Genomic DNA, 22,758 nt, shown 5'->3' on the forward strand with positions numbered 1-22,758 from the left:
GGGCTTGCCCGCGAATACGGCAGCACATTCAGCATCGCAGTGACTGACAGATCGCTTTCGTCGGAGCGCCGCCCGGAGCAACCCCGCTCCCACAGGGACAGCGGTGTTATTTGAGTAACTCCAGCATATTGCGATGTCGCGCCTCGAAAATCCGCCGCATGTAGCCATTGACCAGCAACCACTCCAGGGGAGCACCCCCAAACGCCGAGTAGGTGACCCGGTCGGTATATAGCGTACCGCCCTCGCCTGCTGCTACCCGATGTTCGTGACGAAAGGCACGCATCGGCCCCTTGAGCATTTCGTCGATGAAATGCGTTTCGCCGACTTCACGGATCAGCACCGTCCAGTTCATTGGAATCACATTGAACATCCAGTGGCGAAAGCGAAATTGCCGCCCGGCTTCAATCCGCAAAAGACTCAGGTCGACATGACCCAGTGGGGTGATGCGCTCAGGGAAAATCTTCGGGAAATTGATGCCCTCCAGGCAAAATTCGAGGACGTCTTCGGGTAGGCGACCGGGAATGAGCGTAGTGATCTGCAAGGTTGGCATAGGGGACACATTCCTTTGGTCAGTAAACGGATAGGCCAGAAATACCGTGTAGTGAAATGGAAGTCGAAAATAAATCTGCCATGTTGTCACCTACGACAATTTTGTTCAGCGTGCTGTCGATTTGCGCCGCAGCCATTCGACCATTAAGCGAATCATTCAATTACAACGGAGACATCACCATGCGATTCATGATCATCATCAAAGCCAGCCAGGAATCCGAAGCCGGCGTCATGCCCAGCCAAGAGCTGCTGACGGCCATGGGCAACTACAACGAAGAACTGGTCAAGGCCGGCATCATGCTCGCGGGCGAAGGCCTGCACCCGAGCAGCAAAGGCGCTCGTGTAAGGTTTTCAGGAGACAAACGCTCGGTGATCGACGGTCCCTTCATCGAAACCAAGGAACTGATTGCCGGTTTCTGGTTATGGAAAGTGAAGTCCAGGGAAGAAGCCATCGAATGGGTCAAGCGCTGCCCCAACCCGATGCCGGGCACCGAGGCCGAGATCGAGATTCGCCAGGTGTTTGAGGCTGAAGACTTTGGAGCCGAGTTCACGCCGGAACTGCGCGAGCAGGAACAGCGGGTTTGGGAGCAAGCGAAGAAAAACTGACTGACTCAACCCTTTCCTCAGTTTCCTGTGGGAGCGGGCTTGCTCGCGAAGTGGCCATCTGATCCAGCAACGATGTCGACCGGTACTCCGCTTTCGCGAGCAAGCCCGCTCCCACATTGACTGGACAGCCACTCAACTTGACCGGGCAAGCCCTTGATCTGCATTAACTTTTTAGCAAACGAAAATAACCGGAACCTGCACAAAAAACCAAAGAGTTAATCCGTTCTACTGGATAACCCGTGGTTAGCTGCTAACGTCATCTGACGAGTCCTACAGGCTTGATCTGAAAGGGATTACGCGGTTACGGCCAAACATAACGGCCGTATGCCCAATCAGCCACCAGGGATCCGGGGGAATGATGTCTAAGAAATTGGGGAAGCACGCCTTTGTCTGGGCGACTTCGCTTGCGCCTGTTTTTTGTGCTCACGCGGATAACGCCGAGACGGCCAACAAAAGTAACAACCCGCTGAACCTGGCGTCTGGCGTCAACTTTCAGGATTACTACACACCCAAGCTGTTCGATTCCAACGTTCGCACCAACGATGCCTTGTTGCGTGGTGCGCTGCCGATGGCTCCGAATGACTTTATCGGCGTCCCGCAACTACTGCGCGCCACCCTCCCCGTCATCAGCACCCGTCCTGATCCGCATAACGGCTACAGCACCGGCACCTCGATCAATTCGCGGATGTTGCCCGACCTCAAGCTCGATGCCGATGGCGGCTTGACCCTTTACGTGCAGCACAGGGCACCGGCCAAAGAGTTGCAAAGCAACTGGCTGCCGGCACCGAATGGTCCGTTTTACGGCGTTCTGCGCCTGTATCTGCCAAGACCGGAAGTCACCAGCGGCCAGTGGAAACTGCCGCTGCTGACTCCGGCGACCTCACAACAATAAGCGGAGTCATTCATGATCAGGCCTTTCGTAGTGCGCCCCTTGTTGGCGCTGTGCATGGTCAGCAGCAGTCCATTGGTACTGGCGGCCGAGGGTGGCGTCGGCCGCCCCATCACCGGGCAACAAGTGTTTTCCAACGCCGGGATCGTGCCCCCGGGGCCGGGTTGGGTCATGTCCCTGACCAGCATCTGGTACGACGGTGACCTCAAGGGCAACGCCCAGGTGCCGATCGTGGGTGCCCTGAGTACCGGGCTGGACATGAAAGTGTCCTATACCATGGCCAACTTCACCCATGTCTGGGACACCGGCAAGGGTCGCTGGAATTACGCCTCGGCCATCGGTGTGCCGGTGCAGTACACCGACATCACTGCGAACATCACCGGCCCTCGTGGCAGAACCCTGGGCACCTCGGACAGCGGCACCCAGTTTGCCGACATGCTGGTGACACCGATTGCCGCCGGCTACCACTTCGACGAATTCAACCACATCTCGTTCTCGCTGCCGATCTACGTGCCGACCGGTGCCTACAACGACGATCGCCTGGCCAACCCCGGACAGAACAATTACACCTTCATGCCCACCGTCGCGTTCACCCATCTGGACGGCAAGGGCGGTGAATTCACGCTGTCGAGTGGCCTGGAGTTCTACACCGAGAACGACTCCACCGACTATCGCAACGGCAACATCTACACCCTCGATGCACTGTGGACCCACGGCTTTGGCAACGGATGGAACGCCGGTATCGCAGCCGGTTACATCCAGCAAATCACCGATGACTCGGGGTCCGGCGCCGACAGCGGCTTCCGCGGTCGCTCCGTGGGTGCCGGCCCGACAGTGGGCTGGACCGGCAAGTTCGCCGACGCCCAAGCCAACTTCAATGCGCGCTGGGTGCCGGAGTTCGACACCAAGAACCGGCCTGAGGGCAATGGTTTGAGCGTCAACCTGACCCTGGCGTTTTTCTAGGAGATCGCATGAGCACACTCAACGACCTCAACGCCCTGCAAGCCAGCATCGCCGAAGCCGTGCTCGGCCAGGATCAGGTGATCCGGCAAGTGCTGGTCGGTTTGCTAGCCAACGGGCATCTGCTGCTCGAAAGCTTGCCCGGCCTGGCCAAGACCCGCACGGTGAAAGCATTGGCCAAACACCTGGATGCGAAAATGAGCCGCATCCAGTTCACCCCGGACTTGCTGCCGTCGGACATTACCGGGGCCGAGGTGCTGCATCAGGTCGAGGGTAAGCACGAGATCCGCTTTCAGCCGGGGCCGTTGTTCGGCAACCTGATCCTGGCCGACGAAATCAACCGTGCCCCGGCCAAGGTCCAGGCCGCGCTGCTCGAAGCCATGGAAGAACGCCAGATCACCGTGGCCGGCAACAGCCATGCCCTGCCGGAACTGTTCATCGTGGTGGCGACCCAGAATCCGATCGAACAGGAAGGCACGTATCCGCTGCCGGAAGCGCAGATGGACCGTTTCCTGATGAAGGTGCTACTCGATTACCCGAGCACGGAAAACGAAAGCCGGGTACTACGGCTGTTGCGTGAGGAAGAACAGGCACTCGGCGCCAAAACAGCCGCCGTACAGGGTTTTGCTCTCGCACAGGAGGTGATTTTCGCGGCGCGCCGGGAAGTCAGTGCCGTGCATGTGTCCCCGGCCATCGACCGTTACCTCATCGACCTGATCAACGCCACGCGCCATCCGGCCGACTACGACGCCGACCTTGGACGCTGGATCAGCATCGGCACCAGCCCCCGCGGTGGTATCGGCCTGGACCGCTGTGCCCGGGCCGACGCGTGGTTGCAGGGCCAGGATTTCGTTTCGCCGGACAACGTGCGCGCCATGGCGCACCCGGTGCTGCGCCATCGCCTGCAACTGAGTTACGACGCGGTGGCTGACGGCGTGACTGCCGATCAGGTACTCGACCGTTTACTCGATAAAGTGGCGATTCCCGCGTGAACATCGACGGTCTGGTTTATGTCTCTCTGGCGCAATTGATGGCCCTGGAGTTCAAGGCCCGCGACCTGAGTTTTCTGGCGCGCCAGCCCCAGGGCAGCATCCTGGCTGGCAATCACGCTTCACGCTTGCGTGGCCGCGGCTTGAACTTCGATGAATTGCGCCGCTATCAGCCGGGGGACGATCTGCGCCAACTCGATTGGCGGGCATCACTGCGCACCGGCAAACCGGTGGTGCGCACCTTCACCGAAGAGCGTGACCGTCCGGCGCTGATCCTGGTGGACCAGCGCATGTCGATGTTCTTCGGTTCGCAACGCAGCTTCAAATCCACCGTCGCAGCCGAACTCGGTGCCCTGGTGGCGTGGATGGTGTTCAACGCCGGCGACCGCGTCGGCGGGCTGGTGTTCAACGACCGGCGCATCGACAGCATCGCCCCGCTGCGCAGTCGCAAACGGATCGAAGCGCTGTGCAGCCGCATCGCCCAACAGAACCAGGCACTCAATGCCGCCAACCCGGACGCCGAAGGCGAAGACCAGCTCGACAAGGTCTTGCAGCATTGCCTGGCCGTGGCCGGTCACGATCACCTGATCTGTATCATCAGCGACTTCGCCGGGGCCGGCGAACGCACCTTGCAACTGATGCGGCAACTGACGGCACATAACGATGTGATTGCCATGCAGGTCTATGACCCATTGGCGCTGAACCTGCCGAAAAACGGTCGCTTGCTGATCACCCAAGGACAGTTGCAGGTGGAACTGGCGGTGGAACGACATCAGGTGCATCAGCCACTTGGGGATTTCCTCAGCGGCCGGCTCAAGGACGTCGCTACATTGCTGCGCCGCAGCCGGGTGCCGTTGATGATCTTCAGCACCGCCACAGAGGCCCGGGAACAACTGCGCGCCGAACTGGGCAAGCTCGCCGGGGGGCGCCGATGAACCCCACTGTCCCGAGCATCGACCAACTCAGGGAAATGGCACTGCCGGTGCCGGTCAGTTTTGCGCCGCAGACGTGGGGTTGGTGGGCGCTGCTGGCGCTGCTGATCGTCGCGCTGCTGGTGACAGGCGTGCGGCGATACTGGCAATGGCTGCGTGATCGCTATCGGCGCGAGGCGCTGGCACGACTGGCGGAATTGCAGCAGCGCAGTAATGACCTGAATGCATTGCGCGAGCTTCCGGAGCTGCTGAAACGCGTGGCCCTTTCAATGCCCTCCCGACAAAACACAAAACCTGTGGGAGCGGGCTTGCTCGCGAAGAGGGTCTCCAATTCGACATCCATGTCGACTGACCGGACGCCTTCGCGAGCAAGTCGAATCGTCGCACCGCCGCTCCCACAGGGAACCCCTGCGGCGTTGGGGAAAGAGGACTGGCAGGCGTTTTTGCAGCGGCACTGTATACAGCCGTTGCCCACCGACTTCAGCCAACAACTGGCGCTGCTGGCCTACGCGCCTGACGCCGTATTGCGGGCCATGCCCAATGAACAGCGCCAGCATCTATTCAGCACCTGCAAAACCTGGGTGGAGCGTCATCATGTGGCAGCTTGATTACCCTTGGCTGCTGATCCTGTTGCCGTTGCCGTGGTTCGGTTATCGCTACCTGCCCGACTACCGCGAAGCGCGCAGTGCAGTGCGCGTGCCGTTTTTCGGTGCCATGAGCCGCGCCGTCGGCCAGGCCCCGAGCCGGGCCGGCACCCGCAGCAACCGCTGGCAATTGCTCCTGAACCTGCTGGTCTGGACGCTGTTGCTGGTGGCGGCGAGTCGGCCGGTGCTCGTGGAAAAACCCATCGAACGCCAGCAGCCGGTGCGTGACCTGATGCTGGCCATCGACATTTCCCAGTCGATGGAAACCACCGACTTCACCGACACCAACGGCCAAAACATCAATCGCCTGGCAGCGGTCAAGGAAGTGGTGCACGGGTTCATCGACAAACGTAAAGACGATCGAATCGGACTGATCGTATTCGGCACTGGTGCTTATCCGCAGGCGCCGTTGACCCTGGATCACGCCAGCCTGTCACTGCTGCTGGACGACATAGGCGTCGGCATGGCCGGCCCCAACACAGCCATCGGCGATGCCATCGGGCTGAGCCTGAAACTGCTGGATCAGGCCCACGAGCGGGAAAAGGTGCTGATTCTGCTCACTGACGGCAACGACACCAGCAGCGCCATCACCCCGGACCACGCAGCATCCATGGCCGCCGCCAAAGGCGTGGTGATTCATACCATCGGCATTGGCGATCCGAATGCCGAAGGCGAAGCCAAGGTCAACCTGCAAGGCTTGCAAGACATTGCCGAAGTCACTGGCGGACACTTCTTCCGCGCCGAAGACCGCAATGCCCTCGATCAGGTCTACAGCACCCTCGACAAACTCACCCCGCATCAAGTGAAAACCCTCAGCCATCAGCCCAAACGCGATCTGTTCTGGTGGCCGCTGGGCGCTGCCATTGCCCTGCTCGCGACTTATCACTTGGGCGCCCTGCTGCTTCCCCGCCTGATGCTCGCGCGTCAGCGGCAGGAGGCCTGAGATGGACATCAACCTCAGCGACTTCCATTTCCTGCGCCCCCTGTGGCTGTTGCTCGCGATCTTCGGTGGGCTACTGCCGTTGCTGTGGCGGCGCAACCGGGATCTGCAACGGCGCTGGCGCAGCAACATCGCCGCGCACCTGCTGCCGCATCTGCTGATCACCCCGCAAGACCGGCAACGCCTGCGTCCGGTGCACCTGGTGTGTGCGCTGCTGGTACTCGGCGCCATTGCCGCCGCCGGCCCGACCTGGGAGCGGGATCGGCCAGATTTTCTGGAGAACCGTGCGCCACTGATCATCGCCGTCGACCTGTCGCCGTCCATGGACGCCAGCGATGTTCCTCCGAGTCGCCTGGAAGCGACCAAGCACAAGCTCCACGACTTGATCCAGCGCCGCGCCGGGTCGCGCAGCGCCTTGATTGCCTACGCCGGCAGCGCGCATCTGGTATTGCCCGCCACCGACGATGCGGCGCTGCTCGATACGTTCATTCAGGCCCTGAGCACCGACCTGATCAACAAACCAGGGAAAAATGTCGGCGCGGTCATCGATCAGGCCAAGCGCCTGCTCGCCGCCGAGAAAACCCCCGGCACCCTGCTGCTGATCACCGATGGCGCCGACACATCGGCACTGGCCGGGCTGGATAAACAGCTGACTGGCAGTGCGCTGCAAGTGCTGATTCTGGCGGCTGGCAGCACCGACGGCGGGATCATTCGCGATACCGCTGGCCGGCCGCGCACCGACAGCAACGGTCGCCCGCAACTCGGCAGTTTCGATCAGGACGCCCTCAAGCAGCTTGCAGCAACGATGGATGCCCCGCTGGGCAGCCTGACCCTCAACGATGACGACCTGGACTGGGTCGAACTGCACGCCCGGCAGCACTTCCAGTCTGCCAGTGACGAACAGCGTGAATTGCACTGGAAAGACGCAGGTTACTGGCTGTGCTGGCCGCTGCTGTTGATCGCCTTTTTCAGCGTACGCAACGGCTGGAGCTTGAACTGGATGGCCGGGTTGTTGCTGGCGGCAGGCTTGGGCTTGCAACCGGTGCCGGCGCAGGCCAATGCGCTGACGGATGCCTTTTTCACCCGCGACCAGCAAGGTCGCTGGGCCTTCGAACATCAGCACTTCCCTCAGGCAGCGGCCTTGTTTGTCGATCCGTACTGGAAAGGCGTTGCCGCCTACCACGCGGCGGATTTCGACCTGGCACTGGCCAGTTTCGCGCGCCTCGACACACCGCAGGCCTATTTCTATCTGGGCAACATCTACGTGCGGCGCTTCAAGTTCGATCAGGCCATCGCGGCCTATAACCAGGCGCTGAAGTTGCAACCGCAGTTTCCGCAAGCCACGGCCAACCTGGCGCTGGCCATTGCCTTGCAGAAGGACACCGAAAGCGCCGGGAAAAACACGCCAGAGGTCAAACCCGACGAGATCAAGATGGACAAGGCGCCGGGTAAAGGCCAAAGCAAAAAGGTAGAGACCCAGCAAGCGGCCTCGGATGAGCAATGGTTGCAGAACCTCACCACATCGCCGGCGAAATTCCTCAAGCAGAAATTCAGCTTGCAGGATCAGGCGGGGGCCAAGCCATGACCTATCTTCAAGACCGAGTCGCCGCCATCGCGGGCAAGCCCGCTCCCACAGGGACTATGTGTCGTACACAAATTGTGGGTATCACTTCAATCAACTGTGGGAGCGGGCTTGCCCGCGAAGGCGTCCGATCAATCACCGCAACAATTGGCACCTTGCTTCTATGCCTGATCAGCCTCGGAGCCTGGGGCAATGAACCCGAACTGCGGGTCAGCGTCACCCTGCAACCCGCCAACCCCGTCATGGTCGGCAGCCTGGTCGAGCTGCAACTCGATGTCTTCACCGACACCTGGTTCACCAGCGCCCCCACCCTGCCCGACCTGAAACTGCCCGGCGCATTGGTGATGCCACCGGACGGCCATGCCCAGCACATCAACCAGACCTTCGACGGCCAATCCTTCAGCGGCATGCGCTACAGCTACCTGATCACCCCAAACCTGGCCCAGGGCTTCGACATTCCGGCACTGACGGTACAAGCCACACCGGGTCAGGCCAGCCACGAACTCAGCGCCCAAAGCCAGCCTTTGCATTTCAACGCCGCGCAACCACCGGGGTTCCAGCTCGGTGAGCCAGTGCTGGTGGCTCAAGGACTGCGGTTTACCCAGAAGACCATCAATTCCGTCACACCGCTGAAGGTCGGCGACAGCATTACCCGAGAGCTGACCCTGCAGGCCGACGGTGCCCTGGCCATGTCACTGCCGACACCGACGCTGGACGACATCAAGGGTCTGAGCCTCTACCCGAAAGCGCCGCAAATCCGCAACCTGGATGACGGTCGCGGCAACTTCAATGGCGGTCAGCGCATCGACACCGTGACCTATCGAATCGACACCGAAGGCCACTACAGCCTGCCATCCGTCGAACTGAAATGGTGGGATGCCAGCAGCCAGAAAACCCGCACGGCCACGGTACCTGCCGTGACCTTCGACGCTGCCACCAACAGCGCCTACAAGCCGGTGTTTTCAATCACCGAAGACCTGAAAAAACTCGGCCAGCAGAATCGTCTGCACCTTTCCGGGCACTGGTTCGGACTATTGGCACTGGTGTTGGCGGTGGTGGCACTCGGCTGGTTCAGTCGCCCGCTCGTATATCGCGCGTACCTGGCCTGGCAAGCCCGACGCCGCACCCGACTTGCCGCCTGGCTGGAGTCGGCCGACTACGCCTGGCGGCAGATCCCGGCTCAACTCAAAGGGCAACCGGCGCAATTGAGCGCCCTGTACCTGTGGACCCGGCGCAGCCGCCACGGCCTGAAACTGACCAGCCTCGGCCCGCGTCTGCAAACGTTACTGCGCGCCTGTTATGGCCGTGAACCGGCCAAAGACCAGGCGCTGCGCCAAATCAGGGAATCCTTGTCTACGCTGCATAGTCAGGCCGATCTCAACAGGGAATCTGTCGCATCTGCACTGCATCCACTCAACCCCGTTCACGAGAAGGATTTCCCATGACAAACCCGATGTCGTTGCGCCATCACCACGGGTTTAGATTTTTACTGACCCTGGTCTTGAGTCTGCCGCTGCTGGTTCAGGCGGCCGAGCCACTACCATCGTGGAATGACGGCCCGTCAAAAAAGAACATCATCGAGTTCGTCCAGGCCGTGACCGATCAAGGCAGCAAGGACTTCGTAAAACCCGAGGACCGCATTGCCGTGTTCGACAACGACGGCACCTTGTGGAGCGAGCAGCCGATGTACTTCGAGCTGCTGTTCGCCCTCGACGAAGTCAAACGCACCGCGCCGCAGCACCCGGAGTGGAAAACCACTCAACCGTTCCAGGCGGTACTGGAAAACGATCACAAGGCCCTGGCCGCCGCTGGCATGGACGGCATCCTGAAGATTTTTGCCGCCACCCATACCGGTATGACCACCGCAGCCTTCGACGACTACGCCAAGACCTGGCTGAGCCAGGCCCGGCATCCGAAAACCGGCAAGCCGTACACCGAGATGATCTTCCAGCCCATGCTGGAAGTGCTCGACTACCTGCGCAGCCAGGACTTCAAGACCTACATTGTTTCCGGCGGCGATACCGGGTTCATGCGCGCCTTCGCCGAAAAGGTCTACGGCATTCCACCAGAACAGGTCATCGGCACCACCTTCGTCACGGCCTTTCAGTACAAGGATGGCGAGGCGTCGATCCTGCGCACACCGAAACTGGCGCACAACGACGACGGCCCGGGCAAACCGGAAAGCATTGACGCGGTAATCGGGCGCCGGCCGATCCTCGCGTTCGGCAACTCCGATGGCGACCTGCAGATGCTCCAGTGGACCGCCGCCGGTCCCGGTAAACGTTTCATGGGGTTGGTGCATCACACCGACGCCAAACGTGAATGGGCCTACGATCGGCAGTCGCAGATCGGCCGTCTGGACAAGGCCCTGGACGAAGCAAACTCCCGTGGCTGGACCGTCGTTGACATGGCGTCCGAATGGCGTCGGATCTATCCATTCGATGCCGCCACACCTGAGCAAGTGCAATAAAAAGACGTAATGCAGGACCGCAAAAACGTTTGTCGCAGCACGCGACACCAGTGAGCATAAGGAGCCAGTCAGATGACTCGCATACGTAAGTGGATACCGAAACTCGCCTTTGTGGCAGCGTCGGTCATGGCGATCTCGGCAACTGCCGGGGCCGCTGAAAAGCCCAACATTCTCGTGATCTTCGGCGACGATATCGGCCAGACCAACATCAGCGCCTACTCCATGGGCGTGGTCGGCTACAAGACTCCGAACATCGACCGCATCGCCAAGGAAGGCATGATGTTCACCGACTACTACGCGGAGAACAGCTGCACTGCAGGACGGTCGTCCTTCATCACTGGGCAGACACCACTGCGTACAGGTTTGTCGAAAGTCGGCATCCCCGGCGCGCCGGTGGGCCTGCAAAAACGTGATATCACCATCGCCCAGGCCCTCAAGTCCCAGGGTTACGCCACCGGCCAATTCGGCAAAAACCACTTGGGTGACAAGGATGAATACCTGCCGACCAATCACGGTTTCGACGAGTTTTTCGGCAACCTGTATCACCTCAACGCCGAAGAAGAGCCTGAGCGCCCTTACTGGCCGAAAGACGATGCCGCATTCGTCAAAGCCAACACCCCGCGCGGTGTGATCCACAGTTTCGCTGACGGCAAGATCGAAGACACTGGTGCCCTGACCGCCAAGCGCATGGAAACCATCGACGACGAGACCACCGCCGCAGCGCAAGCGTTCATCGAGAAACAGGCCAAGGCGGACAAACCGTTCTTCGTCTGGATGAATACCACGCGCATGCACTTGTTCACTCACGTACGCGATTCGATGAAGGGCCAGAGCGGCATGCCCGGCAACGACTACGCGGACGGCATGCTCGAGCATGACGGCGACGTCGGCAAACTGCTGAAAACCCTCGACGACCTGAAAATCACCGACAACACCATCGTCGTCTACACCACCGACAACGGCCCGAACCAGTTCTCCTGGCCGGATGCAGCGACTACGCCTTTCCGTAACGAGAAGAACTCCAACTGGGAAGGTGCCTACCGGGTTCCGGCGATGATCCGCTGGCCAGGCAAGATCAAGCCGGGTGAAGTGTCCAACGAGATGTTCTCGGGCATGGACTGGTTCCCGACCCTGCTCGCGGCGGCGGGTGATGCCGAGGTGAAAAGCAAGCTGCTCAAAGGCTGGGCACCGACCTCTGGCGGGACGAACTTCAAGGTGCACCTGGATGGCTACAACCAATTGCCTTACCTGACCGGCCAACAACCCAAGAGTGAACGCAAGGAGTTCTACTACTTCAACGACGACGGCGTGCTGGTATCGATGCGCTTCGATAACTGGAAAGCCGTGTTCTGCGAGCAACGCGCACCCGGTGGTTTCAAGGTCTGGAGCGAACCATTCGTATGCTTGCGCGTACCGAAAATCTTCAACCTGCGAATGGACCCGTATGAACGTGCCGACGTGGTTTCCGATCAGTACTACGATTGGGCCACCAAGAACGTTTACCTGGCGGCTGTAGCCGTTGGCAAGTCGGCGGCGTTCCTTGAAACCTTCATCGAATATCCACCAAGCCAGAAACCGGCCAGCTTCAGCATCGACCAGATCCGTGCTGCGGTAGACGCCAAAATCGCTGAAAAAATGAAAGCTGCACAGTAAGACCGTCAGACCGCCGCTCGCCTTCATTGGCGAGCGGACTTATTTTCGACTTGGGACCGTGTCGGCCCCAATCGCGGGCAAGCCCGCTCCCACAGGGATTTTGTCGTACCGAAGATCCAGTGTGAGGCCGTATTGCCCGCGATGAGGCCCGCACAGTCGCAGTTTTCTTGAATTGGAAAGGCAATCCGCAATGACCTCACGTGTCGCCAGCAAGTCGTCGGCCATACCTGCGCCCCATGTCACTGCCCCGGCGGTGTTGATTCCCGCCCTGCTGCTGTTTGTCTCCGGCGCCGCGGCGCTGGTGTATCAGGTGCTGTGGATCAAGCAGCTGTCGTTGGTGGTAGGCGTCGAGGTCTATGCCATCACCACCGGAATCAGCGCGTTCTTTGCCGGATTGGCCTTGGGCGGCTTGCTGTTCGGCCGCTGGGCGGACCGGATGCAGCAACCGGTTGTGCTGTACGCCGGGCTGGAAGTGCTGGTGGCGGTGCTGGGTGTTGGCGCGACATTCGCCATGAGCCTGGCGGCCAGCCCGTTTGCATGGCTGGAAGAACACATCGGCCTGCTGGCCTGGGTGTTGCCGTTTGCACTGGTGGGCATTCCCGCGCTGTTGATGGGCGGCACCCTGCCGGTGCTGGTTCGCTCCCTGGCCTCTGACCCGCAACACCTGGGCAAGGCCGGCGGGCAGCTTTATGCGGCGAACACCGCCGGGGCCATCGCCGGCACCCTGCTCGCTGCGTTCGTGCTGATTGCCACCCTCGGCGTGCGCGGCAGCGCGCTGGCCGCCGCGATGTTGAACCTGCTGGCCGCCGCGGGGGCCTTGTGGTTCCAGCGTCAGCGCTTGGCGCCAGGCCTTGCCCCGGTAAAACATCACACCGACAAAAAAACCGATCGCCTGGCCTTGTGGCTGTACGCCATTGCCGGTGGCGTGGCTCTGGGCTACGAGGTCGTGTGGTCGCAATCGATCGTGCAATTCATGAGCACCCGTACCTACGCCTTTGCCGTGGTGCTGGCGACTTACCTCACCGGGCTGTTTCTGGGCAGCATGCTGCTGGCCCGTCGGGTCGATCGCCTGCGCGATCCCTGGGGTGTGTTCGGCTTGTTGATCGCCGGGGCCGGGCTGGTCGCCTTGCTGGACATCGCCTTGCTGGGGCGCTGGCTGGTGTTCGCCCAGACTCTGGCCGAATCCTGGGTATTGTCATTGGGCGGCAGTGAACTGGCGGGCATGAGCACACGGTTTGCGGTGGCCGCCCTGAGCATCGTGTTTGTGCCGACCCTGCTGCTGGGCGCGGCTTTTCCGTTGGCCCTGCGCTTGAGCGTCGGCGGTGAACGGGTAGGACGCCATGTCGGTGAAGTCGTCGCGTTCAATACCCTTGGCGGGATTATCGGCGTGATGCTCTGCGGCTTTGCCCTGATCCCGATGCTGGGACTGGTGCGGACCCTGGGTCTGTTGGCGATTATCGCCGCCGGTATCGCCTGCTTCGCTGTGCGCAAGGGCCATGGGGTCAAGAAAGGCCGACGTCAGGCGGTCGTTGCCATCGGCCTGGTGTCGCTGGCGCTCGCGGTGTTTACGCCGGTCAACAAACTCGCCAGCCTGCTGCCGGGTGCGCGCAATGGCACCTTGACGTTCTATGAAGAAGGCCGTGGCGGGACCGTCGCCGTGGTTTCCCAAGGCAGGGGCGAAAGAGCGTTCCAGCGTTTGTACATTCAGGGCGTGTCCAACACCGGCGACGCAATGCCATCCCTGCGTTACATGCGGATTCAGGCGTTGCTGCCCTTGCTGATCCACAACGGTGAGCCGCGTTCGGCGCTGGTGATCGGATTCGGCACCGGCATTACCGCCGGCGCCCTGACCCGCTTCCCCGGCCTGGAACATCGCGTGGTCGCCGAACTGCTGCCCTCGGTGGTCAGGGCGGCGCCGTTGTTCAAGGGCAATTTCAATGCAGCGGCCAATCCGGGGGTCGATGTCCGTCTGCGCGATGGGCGCCAGGAACTGTTGCGCAACCCGCAGCGCTACGACCTGATCACCCTCGAACCGCCACCGCCCTCCGCTGCCGGCGTGGTCAATCTGTATTCCCGGGACTTCTATCAACTGGCCGCCAGCCGTTTGCACAAACAAGGCCTGGTCGCCCAATGGCTGCCGCTGCCGACGCAGAACATCGATGACTCGCGCTCACTGGTGCGCAGCTTCCTCGACGTGTTCCCTTACGCGACCCTGTGGACCAGCGAGTTCCACGAGATGCTGCTGGTAGGCTCGATGGAGCCGATTGAACTGGATGCGGCGAAGATCAATGCGCGCTTCCAGCAGGACAGCGTTCGCAGCACCTTGCAGGATGTCGGCATCGGTTCGGCCGCGGCGTTGCTCGCCACCTGGGTGACTGACCGCGCTGGGCTTGAACGCTTCGCTGGCGATGCGCAACCGGTGACTGACGATCAGCCGAAGATCGAATACGCACCGTGGGTACGCTCCGGGGAAATCAGTCGCGTGTTGCCTGCCCTGCTCGACTTGCACCAGCCGCCAGCACTGCTGAACGCCGACGCCGGGTTCATCGAGCGCATGAATCCTCAACAGCAACGCCTCATGCAGTTCTATCGGGCGAGCCTGCATGCGTACGACGGTGACCGTGAGGCCTGGGTCAGGGATATTCGCGAGGTAATGCGCGGGGATGCGGGGAATCCGTATTACCGGTGGTTTGTCGGGGAGTGATTTGGCGCCTTGGCGGCCTCTTCGCGAGCAAGCCCGCTCCCACAGGGAGTTGTGTCGTACTCAAATGTTGTGAACAACACCAAACCCTGTGGGAGCGGGCTTGCCCGCGAAGGGGCCATCAGCCTCAATACAATATCTTTGACACTCGCCGACCATCCGGCAAAGCTGCATCAAGCTTCAACGCGCGCCGCAAGGCAAACGCACCTGGACCATGGAAGTCGTGATGCCAAAACATAAAAATAAAGCTGCAGCCCCAAACCCTGATTCGCCAACGACCCTGATCAAGCGTTATCTGTTCCCTGTCACCATCGGCATCCTGCTCCTGGCCGTGGCGGGCATCGGCTGGTTTTTGCAGAGCAGCACCCCGGCGCCACTCAAGCCTGCTCCCGTCAACACACCCGCCGTGCAACCGGCCAAAACGCAACCGGTCGCTATCGCGCCGGCGAAAATGGTCGATGAACAACAATGCCGGGGCTGCCACGGCGAGCAGGTCAAGGACTGGCAAGGCTCCCATCACCAATTGGCGATGCAGGAGGCCAACGCCGACACCCTGCTCGGCGACTTCAATAACGTCACCTTCAAGGCCGAAAAGGAGGCCACGGTGTTCTCGCGCAAAGGCGACGAATTCTGGGTCAATACGCCGGGTATCGATGGCAAGAATGCCGATTTCAAGGTCGCTTACACCTTTGGCATTGCCCCGTTGCAGCAATACTTGATCGAGGTCGGCGATGGTCGGCTACAGGCCCTCGGCGTGGCCTGGGATACCGAGAAGCAGCGCTGGTTTCACCTTTATCCGGGCCAGGGCGTGACCTTCAAGAACCCACTGCACTGGAGCAAACCCAGCCAAAACGCCAACTTCATGTGCGTCGAATGCCATACCACCGGGTACAAGCGCAATTTCGATGCGGCAAAAAACACCTTCGACAGCCACTGGAACAGCCTCGGTGTCGGCTGTCAGGCCTGCCATGGCCCGGCGTCCAGTCACCTGGAATGGACCGCGAAGAAGACCGACCTGATCCATGCCGGATTTGCCGTCGACCTCAAGGACAAAAACGCCACCGTGGAAATTGAAACCTGCGCCCGCTGCCACTCGCGCCGCGCACCGCTGGGCGACGGTAACACGGTTGGCAAGCGACTGATGGATGACTATCTACCGAGTGTCCTGACCCGCGAACTGTATGCGCTGGACGGCAAGATCAAGGACGAAGTGTTCGAACACGGCTCCTTTGCCCAGAGCAAAATGTTCGACAAGGGCGTGCGTTGCAGCAACTGCCACAACCCTCACAGCACCCAGCTAAGGGCGCCGGGCAACGGTCTGTGCCTGCAATGCCACAACACCGCCGGCAAAACCACCGTGGAAGGCGTCGACGGCAAAGGCCTGCAAGCGAAAAACTACGACTCCATCGAACACACCCGCCACACCATGGGCCAACCGGGTTCGCAGTGCGTGGATTGCCACATGCCCGGCAGGTTCTACATGGGCAACGACTTGCGGCATGACCACAGCTTCAGCATTCCCAATCCCGAGCGAGCGAAAAAACTCGGCACGCCGGACGCTTGCCTGACCTGCCACCTGGGCAAGGACGGCGACAAAATCACCGGACAATTCAAGTTGTGGAATACCGCCAGTAGCCCGCAAGCCCCGCGCTACGACGAAAACCTGTGGCTGATTCGCAACGGCCAGCCCGGTGCGGCGCAAGCCTTGTACGAGCAGTTGCAACGCAGCAATCTGCCAGCGATTCAACGGGCGACCCTGCTGACCGAATTGCCGATGTACCCCAGCGAACAGGCGTTGAAACTGGCGACCAAGGATCTGGGCAATCCGGCCCCGCAAGTACGTGAAAGCGCCATCCGGGCGATCAGTGCTTTCCTGCCGCCAGCAGAGCGTGCACAGCTATTGACGCCGTTGCTGAGTGACCCGGTGAAAGCCGTGCGCATTGCCGCAGCCCGGGACTTGCTCAGCGTGGCGCACAACGGTCTGGGCGGCGCCCAGGACAGCTGGAATGCCGCCATTGCCGAGTACGAAACGGTGCAGAAAAGCCTGGCCGAACGCGGCGAAGCCAATCTCAATCTGGCGATGCTGTATCAGGCCAGTGGTCGTGGTGGTGATGTCGAAGGCCTGCTGCGAATTGCGCTCCAACGCGATCCGGACTTCTACCCGGCACTGGTAACGCTGGTGCAATGGCTGGAAGCCAACGGCCGCACTCAGGAAGCCCAGGCGCTAATGGTGCAAAGTCTCAAGGAACACCCGGACGCCGCCCTGCTGCAACATACTCAAGGCCTGTCGCTGGTACGCGCGGGCAAAGCCGACCAGGCCATGCCGTTCCTGCGCAAAGCCGCGCAACTGGAGCCGCAGAGCCCGCAGTACGGCTACGTGCTGGCAGTGGCCCTGCATGACAGTGGCAAAGTGGATGCCGCGTGCGAGGAGCTGGAAAGGTTGTTGAAAGTTCAGCCGGCCAACCGCAATGCGCGGCTGTCGTTGATTCAGTACTACCTCGACAACGGACAGGAACCGAAGGCCCAGGTGCTGCTGCAAGGCTGGAAGAAAATCAACATGGGGGATCCAGCATTGAAGTAGAACCTCTTGTAGCAGCTGCCGAGCAGCGCGAGGCTGCGTTCGGCGCGGGCCGCGTTCGGACGAAGCCGTCGTAAACCCTGCGAACGCGATATTCAAGAGATACCGCGTCGCCTGATCTCACAAAGGCCTCGGCAGCTCCATGGGTCCCCATGGAGCTGCCGAAAGCGGAGATCGTTCCCCAGGCGTTTTTTCAGCCAACGCTTATAAAAATCCAATTAATTCTGCGTGATATCACAACGCCATCAGTGATAGCATCCGCGGCGCGTCAAACACCCCCGACTTTTACTTCGAGGCCTGCACGAAACACGCCTCGGCCAATGACGGCAATGTCCAGTCTCAAGGATCAACCATGCAAACCTTGCGCAAGCTGTTCACCCTGACTGCCCTGACCACCACCCTCCTGACTTCAGGCTGTGCAAGCATTGTCGGTGACAGCAAGTACCCGGTGAACGTATCGAGTTCACCTAGCGGCGCCAACTTCACGATCACCAACAAGGCCGGTGTCGTCGTGCATAACGGCTCAACCCCCAACACCGTGACACTGCCTTCCGGTCGCGGCTACTTCAAGGGTGAGGCCTACACCATCACCTTCAAGAAGGAGGGTTATGCCGATACCAGCACCACGCTGGACACCAGCATGAGCGGCTGGTATTGGGGCAACCTTCTGATTGGTGGCCTGATTGGAATGCTGGTGGTCGATCCTATGACCGGCGCCATGTACAAACTTCCCGAAAACGCCGCCGGCAACCTCGGTAGTCCGCTGGCCGGCGAAGCCCCGAAAAACCTGACATTGCTGGAAATCGATCAGCTATCGCCAAGCGACCGCGCGGCGTTGGTTCGCATCAACTGATCCCATTCGGCACCTTCATCGTCGGCATTCTTACGGGTGATCCGGCGTTGAGATGATCAGGAGCCGATCCGATGGCCCCATCGGATCGGCCAATGAAAGACTTCGGTCAACGACGTCTGAACAACGGCCGCGGCTCGATCACCGAACGCCCGTACAGCACACTCATCCCCGCCAGCCCTTTCAACGCATCCTTGGCGGATTTGTCTTCGCGCACGGCGAAGCTGTCGAAACCACATTGGCGCATGTGGCTCAATTGATCGCGCAGAACGTCGCCGATGGCGCGCAACTCGCCGGCCCAACCCAATCGGGTGCGCAGCAGATACGCCTGGCTGTAGCCGCGACCATCACGAAAGCTCGGGAAGTCCAGGGCAATCAGCGGCAGTTGGGCAAACCATGGCTTGAGACTTTCCACTTCATCGTCCGGCCCCAGCCACACACCCTGTTGCCGAGGGTTTTCCAGCCATCGGGCGAGCGGCAGGATCACGGCACCGTCTGGCACTGGTTGCTCCGGGTCGCGCACCAGTGTCCACGGATCATCCGCCACAATTCGCGCCACGCCCTCCTCCAGCCGCAACAGATTGTTCATGCCGACACCTCCAGCACTTTCGGATAGACCGCTTCCTTGAACGGCTCCAGACCGATGCGCTGCACGGTGTCGACAAACAGCTCCTCACTCTCGCGATAACGTACGAAAGTCTCGATGATCTGCTCGATCACCTGCGGCACTTCGACTGCGCTGAACGACGGTCCGATGACCTTGCCCAGCGCGCTGTTCTTGCCTTGGGCACCGCCGAGGGTGATCTGGTACCACTCGCTACCGTTCTTATCGACGCCGAGGATGCCGATGTTGCCGATATGGTGGTGACCGCAGGCGTTCATGCAGCCGGAGATATTGAGGCTGATGTCGCCCAGGTCGTGCAGGTAGTCGAGGTCGTCGAAACGCGCCTGAATGCCCTGGGCGATGGGGATCGACTTGGCATTGGCCAGTGCGCAGAAATCACCGCCGGGGCAAGCGATGATGTCGGTGAGCAAACCGGCGTTGGCGCTGCCCAGATTGTGTTCGCACGCCAGGCACCACAGTGCGAACAGCTCGGCTTTTGGCACGTCCGGCAGGACGATGTTCTGTTCATGGGCAATGCGGATCTCGCCGAAACCGAAGCGCTCGGCCCAGTCGGCCACCGCTTCCATTTGTTTGTCCGTGACGTCGCCCGGTGGCGAAGCGCTGCCCGGTTTGGTCGACAACACCACGCTGGCGTAGCCCGGCACTTTATGCGGCTGAACATTGCGCAGCACCCAGCGCGCGAACGCCGGGTTGTCGGCCAGGTGTGTGCCGTAATCGAGGCTGGTGTCCACCAGCTCGCGATAAGGCGGCGCGACGAAGGCGCCGGCCACGCGGTCGAACTCATCAAAGGTCAGTTGCGCCGGGCCGTCCTTGAGGTGCTGCCACTCCTCCTCCACTTCCCGGGCGAAGGCTTCGATGCCCAGGGCCTTGACCAGGATCTTGATCCGCGCCTTGTACTTGTTGTCCCGCCGGCCATGGCGGTTGTACACCCGCAACACCGCCTCGACGTAGGACAGCAGGTGCTGCCACGGCAAGCCTTCGCGGATCTGCAAACCGAGGATAGGCGTGCGCCCCAGACCGCCGCCAACGATCACCCGCAACAGCATTTGCCCATCGTTGCCGGGGTAAAGATAGAGGCCGATGTCATGCATCATGATCGCCGCCCGGTCCTGTTCGGCCGAGCAGATGGCGATCTTGAACTTGCGTGGCAGGAACAGGAATTCCGGGTTGATGGTCGACCACTGCCGCAGGATCTCCGCCAGCGGTCGCGGGTCGATCATTTCGTCTGCCGCAACCCCGGCAAAAGCTTCGGTGGTGATGTTGCGCACGCAGTTGCCGGAGGTCTGGATCGCATGCATTTCCACTTGGGCCAGGCGTTCGAGGATGTCCGGCACCTGGGCCAGTTCGATCCAGTTGAACTGCATGTTCTGCCGGGTGGTGAAGTGGCCGTATCCGCGATCGTAATCCCGGGCGATGCTCGCCAGCGTGCGTATTTGCCGGGCACTCAGCGTGCCGTAGGGAATGGCGACGCGCAGCATGTAGGCGTGTTTTTGCATGTACAGGCCGTTCTGCAGGCGCAACGGCAGGAACTCTTCTTCGCTCAGTTCGCCGGCCATGAAACGCTCAACCTGATCGCGGAACTGCGCAACCCGTTCGAACACCAGTGCCCGGTCATAATCATCGTACTGATACATGTAGATACCTCATCAGGATTGACCGCGCATCCCCGTAACTTCGCCTCGCCCGTAGCAGCTGCCGAGCAACGCGAGGCTGCGTTCGGCGGCGAAGCCGTCGTGAAATCAAACGACGCGGTTTTCAGGAATACCGCGTTCGCAGGGTTTACGACTGCTACGCAGCCGAACGCAGCCTCGCGTTGCTCGGCAGCTGCTACGGCCGGTGGGGTTATGGCGGCTCTTGTGTGGCATGACTATGGACTTGCGGCGCAGATCCTTACAGATTCACCTGAATACATAAAAACCGTATCAGAACGCGAGAGATGGCCGCAGGCTGCTCTCAAATCTGATCCGCATAAATGAAAGTTTCCTGAGCCTGTTTTGTTTCCATCGGGATTTCTACAGTGCACGGCATTGCAACCGTGGAAGCATTGAGCATGAGCACAGCAACTATCGGACAGACCTATAACTACAAGGTCGTGCGCCAATTCGTCGTGGCGACCGTGATCTGGGGCGTCGTCGGGATGGCGATGGGCGTGTGGATCGCCTCGCAACTGGTGTGGCCGCAGATGAACCTCGATCTGCCGTGGACCACTTTCGGTCGTTTGCGCCCGTTGCACACCAGCCTGGTGATTTTCGGATTCGCCGGCAGCGCACAATTCGCCGCCAGTTATTACGCGGTGCAGCGCACCTGTCAGGCGCGACTGTTCTCGGACAAACTCGCCGCCTTCACCTTCTGGGGCTGGCAGTCGGTCATTGTGGTGATGCTGATCACCCTGCCGCTGGGCTATACCACCACCAAGGAATACGCCGAGATCGAGTTCTCCGGCGCGGTGTGGATGACCGTGGTCTGGGTCGCTTATGCCATCGTGTTCTTCACCACCGTGGTGCAGCGCAAGACCAGACACATCTATGTCGGCAACTGGTTCTTCGGTGCGTTCATCGTGGTCATTGCGATGCTGCACGTGGTCAACCACCTGTCGATTCCGGTGGGCTGGTTCAAGTCCTACCCGGTGTACTCCGGGGCTACCGACGCCATGGTCCAGTGGTGGTACGGCCACAACGCCGTGGGCTTTTTCCTGACCACCGGTTTCCTCGGCATGATGTATTACTTCGTGCCGAAACAGGCCGGTCGGCCGGTGTATTCCTATCGCTTGTCGATCGTGCATTTCTGGGCGCTGATCACCCTGTACATCTGGGCCGGTCCGCACCACTTGCACTACACCGCGCTGCCGGACTGGGCGCAGTCGCTGGGCATGGCCATGTCGCTGATCCTGCTGGCGCCGAGCTGGGGCGGCATGATCAACGGCATGATGACGCTGTCGGGCGCGTGGCATAAATTGCGCACCGACCCGATCCTGCGTTTTCTGGTGCTGTCCCTGGCGTTCTACGGCATGTCGACCTTCGAAGGGCCGATGATGGCGATCAAGACGGTCAACGCCCTCTCCCACTACACCGACTGGACCATCGGCCATGTACACGCCGGCGCCCTCGGCTGGGTGGCGATGATCACCTTCGGTGCGACATACCACATGGTGCCGAAAATCTTCGGCCGTGAGCAGATGCACAGCACGCCGCTGATCAACCTGCACTTCTGGCTCGCCACCATCGGTACTGTGCTGTACATCGCCTCGATGTGGGTCAACGGCATCACCCAGGGCTTGATGTGGCGTGCAATCAACGACGACGGCACCTTGACCTACTCGTTCGTCGAAGCCCTGCAGGCCAGCCATCCGGGGTTTGTGGTGCGCTTCGCCGGCGGCGTGTTCTTCCTCACGGGCATGTTGCTGATGGCCTACAACGTGTGGCGCACGGTGCGGGTATCGAACGTGGTGATGGTGGAACGTGAGGCGCAGACAGCCTGATGACTGAAGTCGTGCTGAACCTGCTGGGTATGGCGTTTCTGTGGTTCGCCATCGAATACTGCCTGCGCCACCAGACTACCAAGAGCCTCGACGACGCCAGCCTGATCCCGTTTGCCGACGACCCGGAGGTGGCGCGACGGGTGGAGGTGGCTACCGGGAAGACCATCAATGCAGTGGCGCCCGAAGAGGTGAAGCCGGGCTGGGGAAACATCGATATCTGATGCAACACCGATCACTGTGGGAGCGGCGGTGCGGCGGTGCGGCGATCCGACTTGCTCGCGAAGGCGGATCGGCATTCAACATCATTGTCGA

18 protein-coding genes and 2 pseudogenes are annotated in these 22,758 nt (G+C 60.8%); 17 read left to right on the top strand and 3 right to left on the bottom strand.

Features of this window, described 5'->3' with window-relative positions:
- Positions 1-106 precede the first annotated feature (106 nt).
- Positions 107-550 carry an SRPBCC family protein gene (locus AC07W4_RS18080; RefSeq protein WP_495033388.1) on the bottom strand — a complete coding sequence of 148 codons (444 nt, stop codon included), beginning with the start codon at positions 548-550 and terminating at the stop codon, positions 107-109.
- Between the two features lie 179 nt (positions 551-729).
- On the opposite strand from AC07W4_RS18080, the gene AC07W4_RS18085 reads away from it, so the two are divergent.
- The 15 genes and pseudogenes from AC07W4_RS18085 to AC07W4_RS18155 all read left to right on the top strand — a co-directional run bounded on the left by AC07W4_RS18085 (position 730) and on the right by AC07W4_RS18155 (position 18,346).
- Entirely contained in the window at positions 730-1,155 is a 426-nt protein-coding gene (locus AC07W4_RS18085) for a YciI family protein (RefSeq protein WP_495033389.1), read from the top strand.
- Positions 1,156-1,513: 358 nt separating this feature from the next.
- A pseudogene (locus tag AC07W4_RS18090) lies at positions 1,514-1,822 on the top strand (DUF1214 domain-containing protein); the annotation flags it as partial.
- A gap of 6 nt (positions 1,823-1,828) precedes the next feature.
- Positions 1,829-2,047: pseudogene (locus tag AC07W4_RS18095) on the top strand (DUF1214 domain-containing protein); the annotation flags it as partial.
- A 12-nt stretch (positions 2,048-2,059) separates the two neighbouring features.
- A complete protein-coding gene (locus tag AC07W4_RS18100) occupies positions 2,060-3,007 on the top strand; it encodes a SphA family protein (protein WP_495033390.1) in 948 nt (315 codons plus the stop codon).
- Between the two features lie 8 nt (positions 3,008-3,015).
- The gene (locus AC07W4_RS18105; RefSeq protein ID WP_495033391.1) at positions 3,016-3,996 is read left to right on the top strand and encodes an AAA family ATPase; all 981 of its coding nucleotides are present in this window, start codon (positions 3,016-3,018) and stop codon (positions 3,994-3,996) included.
- Positions 3,993-4,928, top strand: a complete 936-nt coding sequence (locus AC07W4_RS18110) for a DUF58 domain-containing protein (RefSeq protein ID WP_495033392.1) — start codon at positions 3,993-3,995, stop codon at positions 4,926-4,928. The genes AC07W4_RS18105 and AC07W4_RS18110 overlap by 4 nt, the downstream gene beginning before the upstream one ends.
- Positions 4,925-5,533 (top strand): DUF4381 domain-containing protein, encoded by a 609-nt coding sequence (locus AC07W4_RS18115; protein WP_495033393.1) that lies wholly within the window; start codon positions 4,925-4,927, stop codon positions 5,531-5,533. The genes AC07W4_RS18110 and AC07W4_RS18115 overlap by 4 nt, the downstream gene beginning before the upstream one ends.
- A complete protein-coding gene (locus AC07W4_RS18120) occupies positions 5,520-6,512 on the top strand; it encodes a vWA domain-containing protein (RefSeq protein WP_495033394.1) in 993 nt (330 codons plus the stop codon). The genes AC07W4_RS18115 and AC07W4_RS18120 overlap by 14 nt, the downstream gene beginning before the upstream one ends.
- A 1-nt stretch (position 6,513) precedes the next feature.
- Positions 6,514-8,094: a VWA domain-containing protein gene (locus tag AC07W4_RS18125; protein WP_495033395.1), complete on the top strand. Its 1,581-nt coding sequence runs from the start codon at positions 6,514-6,516 to the stop codon at positions 8,092-8,094.
- The gene (locus tag AC07W4_RS18130; protein ID WP_495033396.1) at positions 8,091-9,536 is read left to right on the top strand and encodes a BatD family protein; all 1,446 of its coding nucleotides are present in this window, start codon (positions 8,091-8,093) and stop codon (positions 9,534-9,536) included. The genes AC07W4_RS18125 and AC07W4_RS18130 overlap by 4 nt, the downstream gene beginning before the upstream one ends.
- Positions 9,533-10,561 (top strand): HAD family hydrolase, encoded by a 1,029-nt coding sequence (locus AC07W4_RS18135; RefSeq protein WP_495033397.1) that lies wholly within the window; start codon positions 9,533-9,535, stop codon positions 10,559-10,561. The genes AC07W4_RS18130 and AC07W4_RS18135 overlap by 4 nt, the downstream gene beginning before the upstream one ends.
- A 72-nt stretch (positions 10,562-10,633) precedes the next feature.
- Positions 10,634-12,214, top strand: a complete 1,581-nt coding sequence (locus tag AC07W4_RS18140; RefSeq protein ID WP_008049479.1) for an arylsulfatase — start codon at positions 10,634-10,636, stop codon at positions 12,212-12,214.
- A gap of 190 nt (positions 12,215-12,404) precedes the next feature.
- A complete protein-coding gene (locus AC07W4_RS18145; RefSeq protein WP_495033398.1) occupies positions 12,405-14,918 on the top strand; it encodes a spermidine synthase in 2,514 nt (837 codons plus the stop codon).
- 223 nt (positions 14,919-15,141) lie between these two features.
- Positions 15,142-17,496: a tetratricopeptide repeat protein gene (locus AC07W4_RS18150; RefSeq protein WP_495033399.1), complete on the top strand. Its 2,355-nt coding sequence runs from the start codon at positions 15,142-15,144 to the stop codon at positions 17,494-17,496.
- Between the two features lie 349 nt (positions 17,497-17,845).
- Positions 17,846-18,346, top strand: a complete 501-nt coding sequence (locus tag AC07W4_RS18155) for a peptidase associated/transthyretin-like domain-containing protein (RefSeq protein ID WP_495033400.1) — start codon at positions 17,846-17,848, stop codon at positions 18,344-18,346.
- 106 nt (positions 18,347-18,452) lie between these two features.
- Here AC07W4_RS18155 and AC07W4_RS18160 read toward each other — a convergent pair whose 3' ends face one another.
- Positions 18,453-18,932, bottom strand: a complete 480-nt coding sequence (locus tag AC07W4_RS18160; RefSeq protein ID WP_495033401.1) for a DUF934 domain-containing protein — start codon at positions 18,930-18,932, stop codon at positions 18,453-18,455.
- Positions 18,929-20,602, bottom strand: coding sequence for a nitrite/sulfite reductase (locus AC07W4_RS18165; protein ID WP_495033402.1), 1,674 nt, complete (start codon positions 20,600-20,602; stop codon positions 18,929-18,931). The genes AC07W4_RS18160 and AC07W4_RS18165 overlap by 4 nt, the downstream gene beginning before the upstream one ends.
- 416 nt (positions 20,603-21,018) lie before the next feature.
- Between AC07W4_RS18165 and ccoN the strand changes: the two genes are divergently transcribed.
- Both ccoN and AC07W4_RS18175 read left to right on the top strand, forming a co-directional pair.
- Positions 21,019-22,446, top strand: coding sequence for a cytochrome-c oxidase, cbb3-type subunit I (gene ccoN, locus AC07W4_RS18170; protein WP_495033403.1), 1,428 nt, complete (start codon positions 21,019-21,021; stop codon positions 22,444-22,446).
- Positions 22,446-22,667: a cbb3-type cytochrome c oxidase subunit 3 gene (locus AC07W4_RS18175; protein WP_495033404.1), complete on the top strand. Its 222-nt coding sequence runs from the start codon at positions 22,446-22,448 to the stop codon at positions 22,665-22,667. The genes ccoN and AC07W4_RS18175 overlap by 1 nt, the downstream gene beginning before the upstream one ends.
- The last annotated feature ends 91 nt before the right edge of the window (positions 22,668-22,758 follow it).

This window comes from Pseudomonas sp. GW821-FHT02A08, from assembly GCF_059422045.1.